The organism is Bacillus cereus group sp. MYBK108-1 (assembly GCF_051917185.1).
GTDB classification, from domain to species: domain Bacteria; phylum Bacillota; class Bacilli; order Bacillales; family Bacillaceae_G; genus Bacillus_A; species Bacillus_A cereus.
The window spans coordinates 1-18,634 of record NZ_JBQAHZ010000012.1 but is presented as its reverse complement, the minus strand read 5'-3'; the positions used below and the strand labels follow the sequence as shown (position 1 = coordinate 18,634).

Genomic DNA, 18,634 nt, shown 5'->3' with positions numbered 1-18,634 from the left:
TGTCTACAGATTACAGGATGTTCTAATAATATGGGTACACTAAGGGAGAAGTCTAAAACTTCAACAACTGTGAAGTCTAAACGCATCAATAAAGGGTGGTACAAACATATGTAATAGTTTGTATCACCCTTTGTTGATGATAGAAGTCATAAAGAAAAGACACCCTAAGGTGCCTTCCTTCGACTTGAACCATCTTAATTTTAATAATATATTGGACTCCCATCCAACTATTATTTTACCATGTTAAATTGTTTTATTCATTGAGAAATATGCTTTAAATCTATATTTTTAAAAAATATATAGATTTGAACAATATGTATACGAGCCACATATCAAAAAAAGACACTCTCAAGAGTGCCTCTCCTTAGCAGCCGAATCCGCCGCCCCAACAGCTAGCGCCAACAATGATTAATAAGATGAAGAGCACAACAAGTAAGGCAAATCCGCCGCCGAAACCACAGCCACCACCACAACTACCGCCATAGCCCATATTAACTCCTCCTTCCATAAAGACCATTTATTAATGGATTTAATTTAATTTATGTTTTTAAGGGTGAATGGAGCAGGTCCTTAAAAAAATAAAAGGATTTTGGAAGTTAAAAAGAGTTGACGATCTTATTTTTGTCACCGGAATTTTGTCTTCTACATATTGTATTTTATTCTGTGTATTGGGGGAAGGAGGATCTTATGGCTAATTCTGAGATGATTTTACGTTTACTTACGGATTTAAAGATTGAACAACAATTGTTGAAAGAACAGTTAGAGAAAATGCAAACAGCTGTGACTATTCTTGAAGAAAAATCAGTGACGCTTAAAGAAAAACCAGCGACTCTTAAAGAAAAAACAATGACTCCTGAAGAAAAACCATCTGTTACAAAGCAAAGAGCTTTTTCTGGACGCCCAACATCTTTTCGTGATTGGAGAGCATCTAGTCAAAAAAATTAGGGAATGTTATGTGAAATGATAAATAAAAAAGTACAGTCTGCTGTAGAAAAGACTGTACTTTTTTATGTCGGTAGAGAATGTTAAGGGAGACGCATTTATTGGCCTATTCCACTTTTAATTGGAGTTCTTTATCTAACTTATCATTATTAATTTTTAAAGTTAATCCTTGTGTGTTTTTCGGTACATCAAATACAATGTTTCCTTCCGAACTTTCATTAGGATTAACAATATTAAATTTGAATGTGGAGATATTCGCAGCTTTAAGTACTGACTGATATTCATTGGAAATGTGATATTCTCTTCCAAATCCATCAATTAATTTAAAGTTGTTAATATCTAGTGTAATGGGTTCTTCTTTACGATTATAAACGGCGATGTCTAATACTTTAAAGACACCTTGTGCTTTAACTTCTCCAGTCCCTAGAACATCTAATGACTCGGCAGATCCCATTGACATGTATACATCAGAGGAATCTACATTGGTAAGAAGTTCTTTTTGCGGATCCTTGCTGCTAAGTTTGTCATTCTCTGTTTTTTTAGAAGTCGCCTGCTCATTTTTCGCAGGCGCATCATGTGAACTGCAAGCTGATACTCCAAACAAGAATGTGCTACATAATAATGATGCTAATAACTTTTTGTTCATCGTTTGTTTCTTCCTTCCAAAATAGAAGCACTTTTAATGAGTGCTATATATATTTGTCTTTATATGTATTACATTTTATATCTTATTATATTAATTTTGGAAGGAAAAGGGAAAAATGCACATTTCTCTGATTCGAATTATTTATCTGTCTAAAAGTTGAAATTAAAATGAGCCCCATAAATGATAAACCATTCCACTGACAAAAAACACTAATCCTAAAAATAAAACAATTAAAGCAAGCACTCCATTTTTATTATGTTCCATAAAATTAGCTCCTTTTTCATTTACTTACATACAAAAAGCCTTTAGTCGTAATTATGGCTAAAGGCCTTAATCTTCATACTTTGTAGTTTATAAAAAAGTTGTACTTCTGTATTAATTTGGAATATGATTATTTAAAGAGAAGGTGATGAGTACATGCAGGAAACAAAACAATTCCCGCTTATATCGGGAAATCTCTCATTAGATTTAGTAAATACAGAGTTAGTTAGGCGTGGACAACGTTATGATTTATTAATAACAGATGAAGATGTATTAGAATGGCTACATGTAATAAAGGTTAATCTTCCTTTTTGGAATGAAAAAACACTTATAGGAATTCAGAAGCGAATGGATCAAGTTACATCTAGCATATTAGAGGTAAGAGAAGTATTGAGAAAACAGTTTGAGGCAATTGCTGATCAGCAAGAAATTTCTAATGATTTTATTACGTATTTAGAAAAACAAATTGAGAAGGCACCATTTACATATAAAATCATTGAACAGCAGCTAGTATCTATCCCAGTTGGAGAAATCGAGGATGTACTCGCATCGTTAATTGCATTTGACGCTTTAACGTTAATAGCAGAAAATAAGCTTATTTCCCTTAAAAGGTGTTCAAATCCTGACTGTGTTTTATTATTTATAGATAAGAGTGGAAAACGAAAATGGTGTTCTATGAAAATATGTGGGAACCGGAAAAAGGTAGCAAAATTTCAGGATCGAAAATTTGAGGAAGTTTAGAGAATCAACTTATAACAGTTGATTCTTTTTTTGCATTTTAAAACTAACCCCTTAAATTAATATTTACAGGTTAGTTATGCTGGGTTATAATTGTTGGTAAATAAAGGAGGAGAACGATGGATAATATAACAGCAACTAAGCAGAAAGATCCTCAACCAATAAGTGTACGATATTTTACAAAAATGAAAGGGAAAGGAAGAAGCCCATTACAAGTAAATGTAAAGGACTCTTTAACGGGACTACTAGGGGGATTTTTAACAATTCTTACCTTAACATATTTAACGAGCATAACCTCTACAGAATTATTAATGGCTCCATTTGGTGCGAGTTGTGTATTAGCGTTTGGAGTTTGGAATGCGCCATTATCTCAGCCGCGTAATATTATTGGAGGACATTTGATTTCAACTTTCATTGGTCTATCAATATATCATTTGTTTGGGAATGAATATTGGACAATTGCTTTAGCGGTGGGGATGGCAATAGCCGTTATGATGTTAACGAGAACGACGCACCCTCCGGCAGGCGCCGATCCGATTATCGTAATTTTAGGGGCAAATAGTTGGAGTTATTTAGTAACACCAGTTTTAATTGGCTCCGTTGTTATTGTAGTTATTGCTTTATTCATTAATAATATGAGTAGTAAAAGAAGTTATCCAACTTTTTGGATGTAGTTTGTGAAGTGAAAAATAATTTAATTGAGTATTCTATTCTTACTATGTTTTATTTTTTATATAGTAAAAGCCTTAGTCGTAATTGTAGCTAATGGCTTGGGTCCTCATACTTTGTAGTTCATAAAGAAAAGACACTTTAAAGTGTCTTCTACAGATTTGAATTATTTAATTCATGTAATTAATATTCGTTAGCATAAAACTCTTTTATTAATTTTATTTCATTTGTATCTGGATTAAACTTAAATATTTTAATTTGATTCGATTCGTCTTTGTATGCAAATGTATTCTCACCAACTTGGGTCATATTGCTGGTGTTTAAGATAGGGTCGCTACCGTGATCAGTAATTTCCACAGTTTTCTCACGATCCCAGAATGCAATGACAATAATCAAAATGATAAGACATACCCGTATAAAACGTAATTCTCTTGCAACAGGATGTTCCATCTGTTTGTCTCCTTTACTGTTTGATAGAGTCTGTTTATAAAAGAGATAATTCCTAGGGATATAAATAAAAAAGACACCGTAAAGTGTCTTTTTTATTTTAGTTATGCGCATTACTTAATAAGACGCTAGTTCCTCAGTCTGGCTATGAGTAACTATGTAGGGTAATTCCATTATAACATTTTAACCAGTAATGGGTCTATATGGAATTTAATTGATTTTCTTTTTGATTATTCAGAACGATTAATCGGGTATTTGGATGAAGGAAGCGGTGAGGAAGAAGGGACTTAACTTGTTTTAGAAGAGTGTCTTCTTTTTGTATCATTGTGAGTAAAGTGTAGAGTTATATTTCCCTTTACACGAACATAACGGTATAATATAGTTAAGTTAAGTGAACTTAACTATTAAACAAAACGAAATAAAAGCATGGAGGAATAACGCTATGACTAGAACGTATAAAGAAGTAATTAATGAAATGAACCGAGCTTATAATGAATTCTACATTTTACTATTCCAGGAGTTAAAAGATGAATTCGGTCTTACAGGACAGCAAGAGAGCATGCTATTTCATATTAATTTAAATGAAAACACGACAGCAAATCACATTGCGACTACTTTTAATATATCAAAAAGTGCCGTTAGTCAAGTTTTATCTAAATTGGAGAAACAGAAGATGATTTCAAAACAAGTAAACCCTAATAATAAACGGGAGTATTTTCTTACACTTGGTCCAAACGGTAGTAAGTATATAGAGCGGTTGTCGGAGTTAGATGATGTATTAATTGAGAAATATTTTTCTAAAATCGATATAAACGCCCTAGAGCAAATGACAGATACGTTAACGAAAATAAATAAAGTCATATTGGAAGAAAAACAGAAAGATCTTGATTGTAATGAGTAAGAACGTAGATGAAGCAATTAGTAGAAAGGAGGAGAAGTGTATTATGAGTTTCATACCAAATATGATTACGATAGCAAATTTTGTATGTGGGCTTTTAGCTATTTACGCTGTTTTCGTTCACGATATTTATTTGGGAGCAGTTTTTATTATTACAGGTATGTTGTTTGACTTTTTAGATGGTATGGTCGCTCGGAAACTTGATTCTGTTTCGGAAATTGGTGGAGAGTTGGACTCATTTGCGGATTTAGTTACTTTTGGTGTGGCACCGTCTATTCTGGCATATAGTGCCTCGTTAAAAGATTTGCAGTCTATCGGGATGATATGCGCGCTCACTTACAGTATTTGCGGCATGCTTCGGCTTGCAAGATTTAACACACAGCAAAGCAAACTCCCGACCTTTATCGGCATGCCAATCCCATTCGCGGCAATGTGTCTCCTCATTTTATGTTTTTTAAAGAATCCAGTTTCCGTGGCGTTTGGTACATGCGTACTCGCTTATTTAATGGTGAGCAAAATCAAATTCCCTCATTTTAAAAAAGATATATCTGAAAGTTTGAAGTCCGAAAGATGGGACTAATGAGAAAGGTAAGGAGCATAACATGATTCGTATGGCATTAAGATCATTCAATATACAAATATATTGTTTGCTAGGCGTAATGTTATTGGGATGGTGGATGACACCTTTTTCAGCCCAGTTCGTAGGGATAAGCATTGGCCTTTTGGTGAGTATGTACTGCGCCTGGATTTTAGGAAGGCGTATTGAAAAGTTCGGAGATAGTATTGTAAAAAAAGAAAAAGCACCGATGCTTGGAATGATGAATCGGTTCGCAGCCGCAATACTTGGTGCGATTATTATGTATGAAATTGAACATCATGAATTCATGTGGACATTCGCTGCTGGAATTATGGGTGGGTATTTCTTGGTTATTATTAATTTGGGGTATTACAGTATGAGGGATGAGAAGGAGTAAAGTGAAAACTAAGTTTAAGCATACTGTTGCCTAACAACGAATAGCGGATTAGTAATTAGAGTAATAATAAAATCTAACATAAAATTTAAGAGAAATTTTATATTTCCCCCACTTTTTATTTTAAAAGTTTTTTCTATCCTATAAACAAGTTACATCAAGGAGGAGACTGAAAATGAATAAGTGGGGATTTTTTTATTTTTAATATATTCCCTATATTCGAAGACAAAGTAGAAGATTAAACATATGAACAAAGTACTGGTTCTTAAACTATATTCTAAAATAATAGATGAAAATGTAAAGTTAGGGGATTCCACATGCATACAGAAGTTTTAATGAGTTATTTGTATACTTATTTTTTTACAATTATGTTTTGTATTTTATTTCAAATTGGATTTTATTTTAAAGCGAAAAGAAACATATCTATTCGGCATTTTCTATGGGTATATGTTTTTCTGTTCTACCTTTCGTTAGTGTATAAGGTGACGCAGATTGCAACTGTATGGGATATAAGTAGATATGAAACGTGGATTCGTGTAAGTCAAATCAACTTGACTCTATTTGATACGGCAGGTAGTACTACGTATCTTTTGAACATCGTACTGTTTATGCCGTTCGGTTTTTTATTACCGATGATTTGGCCGTATTTTAGAAAAATAAAAAACACGGTATGTGCAGGATTCTTTTTTTCATTGGCAATTGAGTTAAATCAATTGTTAAATAATAGAATTACAGATATTGATGATTTATTTACGAACACCCTCGGGGCGAGTATTGGGTATTTATTATATAGAGCTTTAAAAATGATATTTAAAAGAGAGGGGGAAAAGCTTGATACCAGCTCTTCTCTAGTTATAAAATACGAGGCTATTTTTTGTTTAGTATGTTCATTTGTAGGAGCGATGTTAATTTATCATCCAGCTTTATTTGGAAGACCTGTCATCATTCAGTGAGGCAATTACGAATTTCTTTTGAATGCTCGAGTGATATTTCAATTTGCAAAAAGCCTTTAACTTGTTATAGTTAAAGGCTTTTATCATCATAATTTTTACTTACCAATTACCCACTCTAACATCCGCCTTCAACCACTTCACCCAATCCAAATCCTCTACCTTAAGTAAACTAAGCGAAACACCCTTCATATCTAAAGAAGTTAACAGCGTACCAATCTTTACGAATGTCACTTGCAATCCTTCAAGTTCACACAAACGGCGAATGTCGTTTGCGAAAATGTATTGTTCCATTAATGGAGTTGCGCCGAGTCCATTAATGAGGATAGCGAAGTTGTCTCCTTTTCTCCAGCGATAAATGCTTTTTAGTTTGTTCATTAGTTCGATCGCTAATATTTCAGAAGAGGATAGTGCTTCTTTACGGTAACCTTTTTCTCCGTGAATGCCGACGCCATAAAACACTTCATCGTCATTTAATGTGAATGAAGCTTTTCCTTTTACTGGATCGTTGACAGGGGAAAGAGCAACTCCTAATGTGTGTAAGTTTTTAGTGATAGAGCGGCCAAGTGTTGTTAGTTCTTCTAGAGAATGGCCTTCAAGAGCGGCCGCACCAAGTATTTTTTGAACGAAAACAGTACCAGCGACGCCGCGTCTTCTTTTATTAAAAGAAGCATCATCTTCAATTGAAACGTCGTCATTTACGATGATGTGGTCAATTTTTCTTCCTTCTTCTTTAGCGATCTGCTTTGCCGCAAGAAAGTTCTCAACGTCATCTTTAAAGTTTTTAATAATGAATAGTATACTTTTATCTTTTGGCATAAGGCGAGTTGCCGCCGCAATTTGTTCCACTGTAGGCGGAGTGAAGATGCTTCCGTTTACTGCCGCTGTAAGCATACCTTTTCCTACATAGCCAATATCAGCAGGTTCATGTCCGCTACCACCGCCACTTATAATAGCGACGTCTTGCTTCATTTTTTCGATATCTTTTACATAAATGATGTTATTCGTTTCATCGTAATTTACTTTGTCGTTATGTTCAAAATAAAAGCCGTGCAGCATATCTTGAACGATATTTTGTACATCATTCATAATCTTTTTCATTGCTTTTGCCACCCTTTAATTACTTTGCTGATTGCTCCAGTAATAGTAGTAATTGATTGTTTATCATATTTTTCATAAGAGAAGACATAATGGAAGGATCTACTTCGCACTTACTTTCAATCCAATCTTTTATCGTTCCAACGAAGCCGTGACTATAAAAGGAGGCAATCGTATTTTTTGTCTCATCAGAAAGGCTGAATCCACAGCTCACAGATAGTTCATCGATAATCTTCATATATAAGTTTTTCGTATGCTCAAATAAATAGTGATTAAACGAGTTTTGCTCAATGACTTTAAAAGCATTTCGGTAAAATTTTTGATTTTCATAAAAGTAATCAAATAATAAATCGAAAATGTTTTCCCACGTTTCATAATCGAGAAAGTCGATAATGTTTTCCTTCGTTTCTTCTCTATAAATCCAGCTTAATAGTTCAAATTTATCTTTAAAATGATAATAAAAAGTTTGCCTACGCATTTGACAGTGTAACATAATATCGCTCACTGATATTTTATGAAACGACTCTGTTTCCATTAAATACTTCAATGAGTTCGCGATTATCTTTTTAGAAATTATAGAAGAGGTCATCTGAATCATCCCTAGAATGTTATTAATATGAAAATCCTATCTATAAATGAGAGCGGTGTCTTTAGACAGATTGTCCATTTTGTCCGTTTACTATAAAACGCTTTCATTTTAACATGGTTAGTAAGAAGAAGATTTCAAATATATCACAATATATTAAAGGAATTGAGGGAGAACTACAATGAAAAAGATTATAAACAAACCAGAAACATTAGTAATGGAAATGTGCAACGGAATGGTTATGGCTCATCCAGAGCTTGAGCTTTTGAAAAAATATAAAGTGATTAAGAAGAAAGAAATGAACGAAAATAAAGTAACGTTAATTAGTGGAGGCGGTAGTGGTCACGAGCCGGCACATGCAGGATTAGTCGGAAAAGGAATGTTAGATGCGGCAGTGTGCGGAGATGTGTTTGCGTCACCTTCACAAATTCAGGTATACCAAGCGATTAAAGAGACAGCTAGTAAAAAAGGTACGTTATTAATTATTAAAAATTATAGCGGCGATATTATGAATTTCAAAAACGGTGCGCATTTAGCGACGGAAGATGGAATTGAAGTCGACTACGTAAAGGTGGACGATGATATTGCGGTAGAAGATAGCCTGTACACAGTAGGACGCCGCGGCGTTGCGGGCGTTATTTTAGTTCATAAAATTGCCGGCGCAGCAGCGGAAGCAGGTATGGCTTTAGGAGCGGTGAAAGCTGTAGCAGAAAAAGCAGCGGCTAACGTGCGCACAATCGGTTTAGCATTAACGTCTTGTACAGTTCCAGCGAGTGGATCACCTACTTTCACACTTGCGGAAGATGAAATGGAATACGGTGTAGGTATTCACGGCGAACCAGGAATTAAGCGTGAAAAAATGCTGTCAGCAGATGAACTAGCGAACCGTATGACAAATGACCTTGTAAAAGATTTAGGAGTAAAAGATGGCGAGGAAATCGCAATTCTAGTTAACGGTTTTGGCGGAACACCACTGCAAGAACTTTACTTATTTAACAACGCAGTTACGAGAGAACTAGCTGCAAGAAACATTAAAATTAATAGAGTATTCGTCGGTAACTATATGACAAGTATTGATATGGCTGGTATGTCTTTAACGGTAATGAAGTTAGATGAAGAGCTAAAAACATTACTATCAAAAGAATGTAATACACCAGCGTTTAAAGTAGACGGTCCAGTTGAAAGTGTAGAGTACGTAAATGTACTTGAAGAGACAGAAGAGAAGGAAGTTTCATTTGAACTAGAAACTGCGGAAGAGCACGCTGTTATTAAAGATAATGTTATTACATTAAACAACATGATTTATCTCGTTGATAAAATGAGCGATATTATTATTAAAAATGAAGTACCGTTCTGTGAGCTGGATACGCATGCTGGTGATGGCGACTTCGGAATGAGTGTGGCAAAAGGATTTAAGCAATTAAAACGTGAGTGGCACTCTATTGTAGAACAAGAAAACGTAACGATCGGATCATTCCTTGACGGCTGTTCGATGATTATTATGGAACATTGCGGCGGCGCATCTGGTCCAATTTGGGGCGGTGCATTCCGCGCAGCTAGTAAAGCAGCAGCCGAGAAGCGTGAGTTAACAGTGAAAGAATTCGCTGAAATGCTGCAAGCAGCATTGCAAGGCATCCAATCGATCGGTGAAAGATCATTCGGCAGAGGAGCAGTAGTTGGTGACAAAACACTTGTTGACGCACTTGCTCCATGTGTAGACTCTTGGTTAGATAGCGCCTCAAACGAAGTAGACGTAAAAACTGCCTTTGAAAAAGGAGCAGAAGCAGCGGTCAAAGGAGCAGAGTACACGAAAGAAATCGTAGCTCGCATGGGCCGCGCTGGTACAGTTGGCGAAAGAAGCTTAGGATATCCAGATGCAGGTGCACATGCACTTGGGGTTATCTTTACGGAGATTGCAGGTAGTTTGAAATAGTAATTGGAAAGTCCCTCTGCCTTAAGGTGGAGGGATTTTTATATAGTTGATATGTAGAAGACTTCTTTCGGTTCTTTCTCAGTAAAATATGAGTTTGTTACTATTTTTGATAAAATCTTATTTCAAAAATACAACTAATATTTCTCAACATTAATATATTGAAAATAGTTAGAATATTTAAGATAATCATTTGTGAAGAAGTAAATTATAAAAAAAGGGGGAATTTATTTTGTTACGTCGTTTATCTATTTGTACAGTACTAACAGCTTTTATATTTACTTTATTTACATTTAACGGCTCTGCTTTCGCGGCTACGAATGCTACTGAAAATCAAAATGTAGTAGCAGCTTGTGCAAAGGGAGGTACGGTAGGTGTATATGGTGCAAAGATGCGCAGTGGTTATACTGTCGATTCACCTGTCTTACATACATTTAATGATGGTACGAAAATTACTGGAACATGGGTAACTGGTGAATATGTTCAAGGTCATTACAGTAATTCTAAACAGTGGTTAAAAGTTACATATAAAGGGATGACAGGTTATGTATCCCATACAACATTATATAACGTTTGCTCATAAAACTATGTACCATAATAGCTTTGGATATATTGAGCTAATCTCTTCTCGAGATTAGTTCTTTTTTATCTCTTAGTTTTTAATGGGGCATTTTTTGAAAAAGACCAACGATTCATTAAATCGATGGTCTTACGTTTATATAGTATTCATTTGTATCTATATTAAATTTTTCATTGTTTTTTGCTTATTTTAGACTTAGTTTGTTTGTGATTGCAGCTTATCAATTTTCCAGTATGTTTGTAGAGGGTCTAAAGAGCTTTCAATATAAAACATATATTCATCTGCGGTACGTGGTACTTCAAAAGCTATTTTCAATTCTACCGTTTCATTTGGTTTAACTTGTATATCAGAAGGGTTTTGATCAAGCGCCTTTCCTTTATAGATCTTTCCGTCTTTTTCATCTTTTAAGTTATATTTTAATTCTGATAGTCCAATCGTTTGACCTCGTACATTTTTTACAGAGACATTAACAACTACGGAATCGTTGCTAGCATTTAAATAGGCACTTTGAACAGCGGTCAAGTAATAGCCTCCCTTAACACTCTCACCAACTAATAAAATACCTTGTTCCAAGCGGCTCATATCTTCTTTTTCTTCAAAATTTATTAATTCTTCATTTTCATTTTTTGCGGTTGGTTCTTCTATTGGACCATTTTCAACGGCACTATCTGTTTTATCTTGTGTGCAAGCAGCCGTAACACTGACTAATACTAGAATAAAAGTAAGTAATATAGATAATTTTCTCATAAAATTTATCTGTCTCCTTAAGTTTCTCAATTTTGTGCAACTATACATATAAGATTAACATAATGTCTCATTATTGGCTCAAAATAGGGGGTCTTTTAGACAACTTATTCTTTTTACTTTTAATATACATTCGATTGGTTCTCGCGATATTTGTTAATCTTTTAAAACATTGGCTTAGTAATACCGAGGGTTATTATAGATATATTAATCATGTAATTTGTCCATATCAAAATGAACGTTTTTTGCATTTAATATATTGTAAATATATTTTATTTTGGAAGGATGTGATTATATGGCTCATAAATCTACTGGAGTGTTTCGAGTTCCAGTTTCTGAAAATGGGATTATTCCAACTGCTCTCAACATTATGTTAAACAATGATTCACGCTGTCATACTAGTAATGTAACGGTAACTGTTAAGAGAAGTCGAAACACCTTTTTCCCAACTCAAAATGAATTAGTTGAAATCTCTCGTACTTTTGTTTCTTTAGAACCAAACAGAACAACTAAGATTGTGTTGTTTACTCCAGAATTCCAAGTAGAAGATTTCCTTGATGTCATCATTAGTGGAAATAGAGAGGATGTTAAGGATGTTCTTGTATATTCTTTCTTAGCAGATTCAGTAGGTCATAATCTGCCATCTACTGTTTTCAGAAATGCAGAATACACTTTTGCTTGCTGACACTGTGATAATGTATTCTTTACTGTCGTATATCTGAATTGAAATGTTACAAGTAGCATTTCACGGCATACAATCTATTGGTGAAAGATCGTTCGGCAGAGGAGCGGTAGTTGGTGAAAGAAGTTTAGGATATCCAGATGCAGGTGCACATGCGCTTTGGGTTATCTTTACGGAAATTAGAAAATCCCTTCTACCTTAAGGTGGAGGGGGTTTCTTAATATTATTTTTTGATATATATTGCTAAATATGTTCCCATAATTCATTCTATTGTATTGAGAATAATGTCATCTATATCAAAAAAAGGCTTATAAAAGGAACTTGTATTTGAGGTGGGTTTATTAACCAATTTTATATATAGCATGAATGAAAATGAGATAAATAAAACAATATTCCCTATTATGTTTTTAAAAATAAATTGAGCAGGTCCTTGTAAAAATAAAAAAAAGACACCTAAAGGTGCCTTTCGCCGACTTAAATTAATTTTAATATTATCGATCTAAGTTTAAAAGCTGTAGGGATTTTTTCTGTGGGTTTTGTAAGTAGTTTTTACGAAATTATGAGTGTTTTTTATTTTGTAATTCAATAAGTTCATCTGGTAGCATTTTTGTATAATATTCTTTTTCTGTTAGTTCAAATATAAATAATGCTTTTTTCCAGTTATAAATAACCTCTTCTACATTATGTTGTTTCATTTTTAATAAACACTGACCTTTTAAATAGAATAGTTCACCTAGTAGGTATAAAGTATTTAGATTAATTGCTAATTTAATACCTTTATCAATGTACTTTATTGCCTCTTCATATTGATATGTGAAGTCGAAACATTTTGCTAAATTTAACATGAGTTTTAATTTAATTTCTTTATCTCTAGGAAAATCTAGCTTATTAAAATTAGTTAAACATTTTTTGAATATATTAATACTTTTTTCATATTCTTTATTTTCCGCATAAAATATAGCCATTGTTTGCATAATATCTATTTCTCTTTCTGATAAAAAATCAGAATTAGTTAAAGTCAGTTTTAATGCATTATTTAAAAAATCTAAAGCAGTTTTTATTGATTTATCCACCATAAATATAGCAATTGCTTCATGCCATATTAGAAATTGTTTCTCATCTTTTGTTTGAAAATTATTTAAGTTTTTCTCTTTTTTTACTATTTCATAAAGTTCTTTATATTGTTTTTGTTTTAAGCAATCTTTTATTACGTATTTTACATTTTCTACATATTTTAATCTTTTGTTTTGAGTTAGTGCAAATATGTTATTTGGATCAATACCAAGTCTTTCTGATAATTGATATAACAATATACTAGATGGATAAATCATACCTTTTTCAATCTTGCTAATTTGACTTTGTGAACATATTCCATAACATAATTCGGATTGTGATATATTTTTTTTAATTCTAAGTTCTTTAATGGTAATACCCAAATCGTTAAATTCCATTTTTCCACCTACTATTTAGCACTTTATTAATATAAGAACATTCTCTAACCTTAATGTAATGTAAAATTAATATAGTTGCAATTATTGTTTTAAAGGGCTTATCGTTTCTATAAGATGGTGAGATTTTTTTATGTACAAAAAAGACACCCTAAGGTGCCTTACGCCGACTTGGACCACGTTCATTTAATATAAACCTATCTGTATTTTCACATGCTTCTCTAATCCCTCTATTTTCCATTTGATAAAATAAAATCCCAATATTACCAATAATTAAATAAATATTTCTACATATTCAAGATATTTACATAAATTATAAAAGTGATACATTTAAGTTGTAATCTATAAAAACTATTAAAGGGGGATTTATTTTGTTCAAGAAATTAGTAGTAGGAGCGTTAGCAACAGGTATTGCATTAACAGGAGGAATTGGTGCAGCTTCAGCTGATACACAAAAAGCTGTGAGCTCTCCGAAGCAAGCAACATGCTCAATTCCTTATGAGTATTCTAATGGTAAATTCAAAAGAACTCTTTATTACTCAAATGGAGTATATGCTAATAGTTTTAATGAAAATGTTTGTGGCGGGACGATTACGTGGTATTTAAAACATGTTCAAAATGGAGTTGCTTTTTACGAAGGTAATTTAAAATAGTAGATTTTTTGAACCTCATTTATTGAGGTTCTTTTATTTTTAGTTTTTAAACTGGTTCTCTATAAAAAAGACACCCTAAGGTGCCTTCTTGCGATTTGCTCCATTGTAATATGGTATTGGATGCCAGTCCAATTATTATTTTACCACGTTAAATAGTTTCGGTTATTGAGAAAAAAGACAACTCATTATTTGAATGCAAAAAAGCCCTAGGGGGACTAGGACTTTTTGCTAGAATGAAAATGATTTAAAAAAAGGACTTATATAACGTAACATATGAATGTTTCGTAAATGTATCAAAAAAATGAACAAAATAGTTATTTTAAATAAAAAAAGCTCCGCGATAAAAGTTGCGGAGCTTCATAAGGTCGAGTTATGTCGTACTCACAAGGGATTTTAACATGAATGTTGTGGTAAAAATACTGGTAAATTTATCCCGTAAAAGCCCGATTGGTTTAACTCATAATTAGTGGGGGATAAATAAAACTCCCACTGATTAAAGTTTCACTTCATTCGAAGGAATTCATGTTTTATAAATTAGATTATGAGAGTTGATATTCTCCATATTGACCAGAAAAGAACTAAAAATTCTAGTGAAATTCCAAGTGTTCGTTTCCTAGTTTTTTGAAATTCTTTTATTAAATAGCCAACAGCACTAATTGCTATAAGAATAAAAAGAATAAGTTCGAGTGTAACTGGCATTTTATCTACTCCTAATACATTGATTTGCCATATATAGATTATAGGATGTTTTTACGGCTAGTGGTGAAAAAATTAATAAAACTATCTCTAATGGAGTTTTGTTTGAACTTCTAAAAGAATTTGTGAAAACCATTGTACGTAAAGTTTCTGCGTATGTTTTTAGGAAACAAATTTTAGACAAAGATAACAAAAAAACCACTCCTCATCGCCGTCGGAAGCAAAAGGGTGGGCTTTGTAAAAAAAATGAGCCCTAATGGATATAATGTACAAAAGAAAAGACACCCAAAGGTGTTTTACTCCGACTTGATAACAACATTTTATGTATTAAAGGTCATCAAAAAATGTTGTATTTGAAACACGTGACGTTCCATTAATATATTATAAACTAGATGTAATTATATATTGAATATAAAATTTAGGAAGTTGGTGGGAATAATAAAATGCATAAAATCCTTATTAAAAAAGAAGCCCTAGGATTAGGGGGCTAGGGCTTCCTGTGTTAGTATATCTCGCACGACATTATAAAAAGAAAAGAACTTAATGAAGATAACAGAGAAATGTTTCGTAAATGTATCAAAAAAGTGAACAAAATAGTTATTTTAAAAAGAAGAGAAACTAGCAAAAATTAGATACTTTTGTATAAGAAAGGAATAGATTAATAATTTAATATAAAAAATACAAGATATGCAATATTGCATATCTTGTATTTCATATTACATTGAACCCAATCATGCCTTGAATAGAGAGGGTTTAAAAGAAATATAATAATCTAAATTGTTTACCAATTAATATGGTAAATTATAGATAAATAAAGAAATTTATGTTAATGTACTTATGGTAATATACTGTTAAAAAAAGGAAGAGGTGAAAAGTTTATATGTTTAAAAAAGGCGTATCATTGCTATTAATTCTCATTTTATCTATTTCTACATTTAGTATAGTAACTCACGCTGCTAGTAGTTCAGAATCTGTGAATCAATCATTCTATGGGTATAAGGAGCCATCTTTTAATTCAGCTAAAACAAATGGCGGATCAGAGTATGGTGCTCAAAATGTAGGAGTCGTGGAAAAAAGAGATAATGGCTGGTGGAAGATTGAAACATGGGAAGGTCCAGTTTGGATTAACTTAAATGGGGAAGAACGTGTCATGGGAGATTTCTATGGATATGATGAACCTTCTCTCTCATCAAAGGTTGCGAATGCTGGAGCGAAGTACGGGCGACAAACATTTAGAATAGTAGATGGAACAACAGATGGTTGGCTTAAATTTAAGACGTGGGAAGGCGAAAAATGGATGAATCCTGCGGCTGAACAAATTACCGTCAACAAAACGATTTATGCATATAATGAGCCTTCATTTAATGCAAAGAAAGCAAATTATGGAGCACCATTTAACCCACAAAATTGGGGAGTAGTAGAAAAAAAAGAAAATGGCTGGATGAAAGTAAGTACTTATGAAGGTTATAAGTGGATCAATCCAGATGGAGAAGAAAAATTCATAAACAAATCATTCTATGCGTATAACGAAGCTTCATTTAATGCAGCAAAAGCAAACGCTGGAGCATTATATAGTCCACAGAACTTTAGAGTTGTGGATGGGACAACTAGTGGATGGTTAAAGGTTAAAACATGGGAAGGCGAGAAATGGATGAATCTAGATGGAGAAGAAAGGTTTATAAATAAATCATTCTATGCGTATAATGAACCTTCATTTAGTTCAGGAAAAGCAAACGCTGGAGCATTATATAGTCCACAGAATTTTAGAATAATAGATGGGACAACTAGTGGATGGTTAAAGATTAAAACATGGGAAGGTGACAAGTGGATTAATTTAAATGCGGAAGATATAGGCGTAGAATTCTACGTGGAAGCTACTGCATACAGCGTAGAAGGTAGTCCACCACATGAAAGAATTACGGCAGCTGGAATAGACATAGGAAAAAATCCTAACATCAAGTTAATTGCAGTTGATCCTAAAGTTATTAAACTAGGAACAAAAGTTTGGGTTGAAGGATACGGTGAAGCAATTGCTGGAGATACAGGTGGAGCTATTAAAGGCAATAAAATTGATGTTCTATTCCCTACAGAAAAGCAAGCACGTGAATGGGGACGTAAAAAAGTAAAAATTAGAATAATGAAATAGGATATATCTATTCTTAGCTTTGAAGATTATATATTAGACAAAATAAAAGGGAGGATATTTTTATGTTTAAGAAAAGTATAGGAATTTTATTGTTTTTAATTCTATCTATCTCGACATTTAGTATAGTAACTCACGCTGCTAGTAATTCAGAATCCGTGAATCAATCATTCTATGGGTATAAGGAGCCATCTTTTAATTCAGCTAAAACAAATGGCGGATCAGAGTATGGTGCTCAAAATGTAGGAGTCGTGGAAAAAAGAGATAATGGCTGGTGGAAGATTGAAACATGGGAAGGTCCAGTTTGGATTAACTTAAATGGGGAAGAACGTGTCATGGGAGATTTCTATGGATATGATGAACCTTCTCTCTCATCAAAGGTTGCGAATGCTGGAGCGAAGTACGGGCGACAAACATTTAGAATAGTAGATGGAACAACAGATGGTTGGCTTAAATTTAAGACGTGGGAAGGCGAAAAATGGATGAATCCTGCGGCTGAACAAATTACCGTCAACAAAACGATTTATGCATATAATGAGCCTTCATTTAATGCAAAGAAAGCAAATTATGGAGCACCATTTAACCCACAAAATTGGGGAGTAGTAGAAAAAAAAGAAAATGGCTGGATGAAAGTAAGTACTTATGAAGGTTATAAGTGGATCAATCCAGATGGAGAAGAAAGATTCATAAACAAATCATTCTATGCGTATAACGAAGCTTCATTTAATGCAGCAAAAGCAAATGCTGGAGCATTATATAATCCGCAGAATTTTAGAGTTGTGGATGGGACAACTAGTGGATGGTTAAAGGTTAAAACATGGGAAGGCGAGAAATGGATGAATCTAGATGGAGAAGAAAGATTTATAAATAAATCATTCTATGCGTATAATGAACCTTCATTTAGTTCAGGAAAAGCAAACGCTGGAGCATTATATAGTCCGCAGAATTTTAGAGTTGTGGATGGGACAACTAGTGGATGGTTGAAGATTAAAACATGGGAAGGCGACAAGTGGATGAACCTAAACCAAACAGATTCTGGTTCTTCTGGAGTAATTGATTTAGCTTTAAAACAACTTGGAAAGCCGTATGTTGAAGCTGGGACAGGACCAAATGGATTTGATTGTAGTGGCTTTATTTATTACGTATTTAAAAATAATGGATATAACATTGTGAGAACAAGTGTTGCAGGATACTGGGGAATGGTTACAAAAATAAGTGATCCTCAACCAGGGGATTTAGTATTCTTACAGAATACATATAAGCAAGGTCCTTCTCATTTAGGAATATATTTAGGAAATGGCGAATATATCCATGCAGCGGATACGACAACAGGTGTAATTAAAAGTAAGATAAACAGTCCATACACTCAGAAGCATTTCTTGGGGTATGCTAGATTTTCAAAATAATTAAATTGGATTCAATAAAAAGACAGTTATCTATGTGAACTGCACCCCAATTGTTAGACACAGTCTAACAATTGGAGGTGTAGTTTTTTTATGACTAAATTTACTTCAGAAGACAAAATAAATGCAGTAATACATTATCAAGATGG

21 protein-coding genes are annotated in these 18,634 nt (G+C 33.4%); 14 read left to right on the top strand and 7 right to left on the bottom strand.

What is annotated here, in order from left to right; all coding sequences use genetic code 11:
- Positions 1-364 precede the first annotated feature (364 nt).
- Positions 365-490 (bottom strand): YjcZ family sporulation protein, encoded by a 126-nt coding sequence (locus ACTFSL_RS17230; RefSeq protein WP_000540377.1) that lies wholly within the window; start codon positions 488-490, stop codon positions 365-367.
- A gap of 197 nt (positions 491-687) precedes the next feature.
- Between ACTFSL_RS17230 and ACTFSL_RS17225 the strand changes: the two genes are divergently transcribed.
- Positions 688-945, top strand: a complete 258-nt coding sequence (locus tag ACTFSL_RS17225) for a hypothetical protein (RefSeq protein WP_000013694.1) — start codon at positions 688-690, stop codon at positions 943-945.
- Positions 946-1,048: 103 nt separating this feature from the next.
- On the opposite strand, the gene ACTFSL_RS17220 is transcribed toward ACTFSL_RS17225, so the two are convergent.
- Positions 1,049-1,588, bottom strand: a complete 540-nt coding sequence (locus ACTFSL_RS17220) for a DUF4352 domain-containing protein (protein ID WP_059304062.1) — start codon at positions 1,586-1,588, stop codon at positions 1,049-1,051.
- Positions 1,589-2,005: 417 nt separating this feature from the next.
- On the opposite strand from ACTFSL_RS17220, the gene ACTFSL_RS17215 reads away from it, so the two are divergent.
- Positions 2,006-2,590 carry a CGNR zinc finger domain-containing protein gene (locus ACTFSL_RS17215; RefSeq protein ID WP_001158435.1) on the top strand — a complete coding sequence of 195 codons (585 nt, stop codon included), beginning with the start codon at positions 2,006-2,008 and terminating at the stop codon, positions 2,588-2,590.
- 116 nt (positions 2,591-2,706) lie between these two features.
- Positions 2,707-3,261 carry an HPP family protein gene (locus ACTFSL_RS17210; protein WP_000368844.1) on the top strand — a complete coding sequence of 185 codons (555 nt, stop codon included), beginning with the start codon at positions 2,707-2,709 and terminating at the stop codon, positions 3,259-3,261.
- Positions 3,262-3,439: 178 nt separating this feature from the next.
- On the opposite strand, the gene ACTFSL_RS17205 is transcribed toward ACTFSL_RS17210, so the two are convergent.
- Positions 3,440-3,706, bottom strand: a complete 267-nt coding sequence (locus tag ACTFSL_RS17205; protein ID WP_000400965.1) for a YmzC family protein — start codon at positions 3,704-3,706, stop codon at positions 3,440-3,442.
- A gap of 439 nt (positions 3,707-4,145) precedes the next feature.
- Between ACTFSL_RS17205 and ACTFSL_RS17200 the strand changes: the two genes are divergently transcribed.
- The 4 genes from ACTFSL_RS17200 (at position 4,146) to ACTFSL_RS17185 (ending at position 6,525) form a co-directional block, all read left to right on the top strand.
- On the top strand, positions 4,146-4,604 hold the full coding sequence (locus ACTFSL_RS17200) for a MarR family winged helix-turn-helix transcriptional regulator (protein ID WP_000198939.1): 459 nt from the start codon (positions 4,146-4,148) through the stop codon (positions 4,602-4,604).
- Entirely contained in the window at positions 4,597-5,181 is a 585-nt protein-coding gene (gene pssA, locus ACTFSL_RS17195) for a CDP-diacylglycerol--serine O-phosphatidyltransferase (RefSeq protein ID WP_153016478.1), read from the top strand. Before ACTFSL_RS17200 ends, pssA begins: the two co-directional genes overlap by 8 nt.
- Before the next feature lie 22 nt (positions 5,182-5,203).
- The gene (locus ACTFSL_RS17190) at positions 5,204-5,575 is read left to right on the top strand and encodes an ATP synthase subunit I (RefSeq protein ID WP_073524879.1); all 372 of its coding nucleotides are present in this window, start codon (positions 5,204-5,206) and stop codon (positions 5,573-5,575) included.
- Positions 5,576-5,889: 314 nt separating this feature from the next.
- A complete protein-coding gene (locus ACTFSL_RS17185; RefSeq protein WP_440042116.1) occupies positions 5,890-6,525 on the top strand; it encodes a VanZ family protein in 636 nt (211 codons plus the stop codon).
- A gap of 99 nt (positions 6,526-6,624) precedes the next feature.
- Here ACTFSL_RS17185 and dhaQ read toward each other — a convergent pair whose 3' ends face one another.
- Positions 6,625-7,623, bottom strand: a complete 999-nt coding sequence (dhaQ, locus tag ACTFSL_RS17180) for a DhaKLM operon coactivator DhaQ (RefSeq protein WP_440042115.1) — start codon at positions 7,621-7,623, stop codon at positions 6,625-6,627.
- 19 nt (positions 7,624-7,642) lie between these two features.
- Positions 7,643-8,209 carry a dihydroxyacetone kinase transcriptional activator DhaS gene (dhaS, locus tag ACTFSL_RS17175; protein ID WP_000204220.1) on the bottom strand — a complete coding sequence of 189 codons (567 nt, stop codon included), beginning with the start codon at positions 8,207-8,209 and terminating at the stop codon, positions 7,643-7,645.
- A gap of 178 nt (positions 8,210-8,387) precedes the next feature.
- Here dhaS and dhaK point away from each other — a divergent pair, with 178 nt between their 5' ends.
- Both dhaK and ACTFSL_RS17165 read left to right on the top strand, forming a co-directional pair.
- Entirely contained in the window at positions 8,388-10,139 is a 1,752-nt protein-coding gene (gene dhaK / locus ACTFSL_RS17170) for a dihydroxyacetone kinase subunit DhaK (protein ID WP_440042114.1), read from the top strand.
- 229 nt (positions 10,140-10,368) lie between these two features.
- Positions 10,369-10,719: an SH3 domain-containing protein gene (locus ACTFSL_RS17165; protein ID WP_000946193.1), complete on the top strand. Its 351-nt coding sequence runs from the start codon at positions 10,369-10,371 to the stop codon at positions 10,717-10,719.
- Positions 10,720-10,911: 192 nt separating this feature from the next.
- On the opposite strand, the gene ACTFSL_RS17160 is transcribed toward ACTFSL_RS17165, so the two are convergent.
- The gene (locus ACTFSL_RS17160) at positions 10,912-11,463 is read right to left on the bottom strand and encodes a DUF4352 domain-containing protein (RefSeq protein ID WP_440042113.1); all 552 of its coding nucleotides are present in this window, start codon (positions 11,461-11,463) and stop codon (positions 10,912-10,914) included.
- A gap of 292 nt (positions 11,464-11,755) precedes the next feature.
- On the opposite strand from ACTFSL_RS17160, the gene ACTFSL_RS17155 reads away from it, so the two are divergent.
- Complete coding sequence (locus ACTFSL_RS17155; protein WP_000940664.1) at positions 11,756-12,145, top strand: hypothetical protein; 390 nt, start codon at positions 11,756-11,758, stop codon at positions 12,143-12,145.
- 43 nt (positions 12,146-12,188) lie between these two features.
- Positions 12,189-12,344 (top strand): dihydroxyacetone kinase, ATP-dependent, encoded by a 156-nt coding sequence (locus ACTFSL_RS17150; RefSeq protein WP_440042112.1) that lies wholly within the window; start codon positions 12,189-12,191, stop codon positions 12,342-12,344.
- A gap of 355 nt (positions 12,345-12,699) precedes the next feature.
- Here ACTFSL_RS17150 and ACTFSL_RS17145 read toward each other — a convergent pair whose 3' ends face one another.
- Positions 12,700-13,593 carry a helix-turn-helix domain-containing protein gene (locus ACTFSL_RS17145; RefSeq protein ID WP_063535790.1) on the bottom strand — a complete coding sequence of 298 codons (894 nt, stop codon included), beginning with the start codon at positions 13,591-13,593 and terminating at the stop codon, positions 12,700-12,702.
- A 368-nt stretch (positions 13,594-13,961) separates the two neighbouring features.
- Here ACTFSL_RS17145 and ACTFSL_RS17140 point away from each other — a divergent pair, with 368 nt between their 5' ends.
- The 3 genes from ACTFSL_RS17140 (at position 13,962) to ACTFSL_RS17130 (ending at position 18,488) form a co-directional block, all read left to right on the top strand.
- A complete protein-coding gene (locus tag ACTFSL_RS17140) occupies positions 13,962-14,243 on the top strand; it encodes an LCI fold-containing protein (protein WP_000473814.1) in 282 nt (93 codons plus the stop codon).
- Between the two features lie 1,576 nt (positions 14,244-15,819).
- Positions 15,820-17,085: a 3D domain-containing protein gene (locus ACTFSL_RS17135; protein ID WP_086692745.1), complete on the top strand. Its 1,266-nt coding sequence runs from the start codon at positions 15,820-15,822 to the stop codon at positions 17,083-17,085.
- A gap of 62 nt (positions 17,086-17,147) precedes the next feature.
- Complete coding sequence (locus tag ACTFSL_RS17130) at positions 17,148-18,488, top strand: C40 family peptidase (protein ID WP_440042111.1); 1,341 nt, start codon at positions 17,148-17,150, stop codon at positions 18,486-18,488.
- The last annotated feature ends 146 nt before the right edge of the window (positions 18,489-18,634 follow it).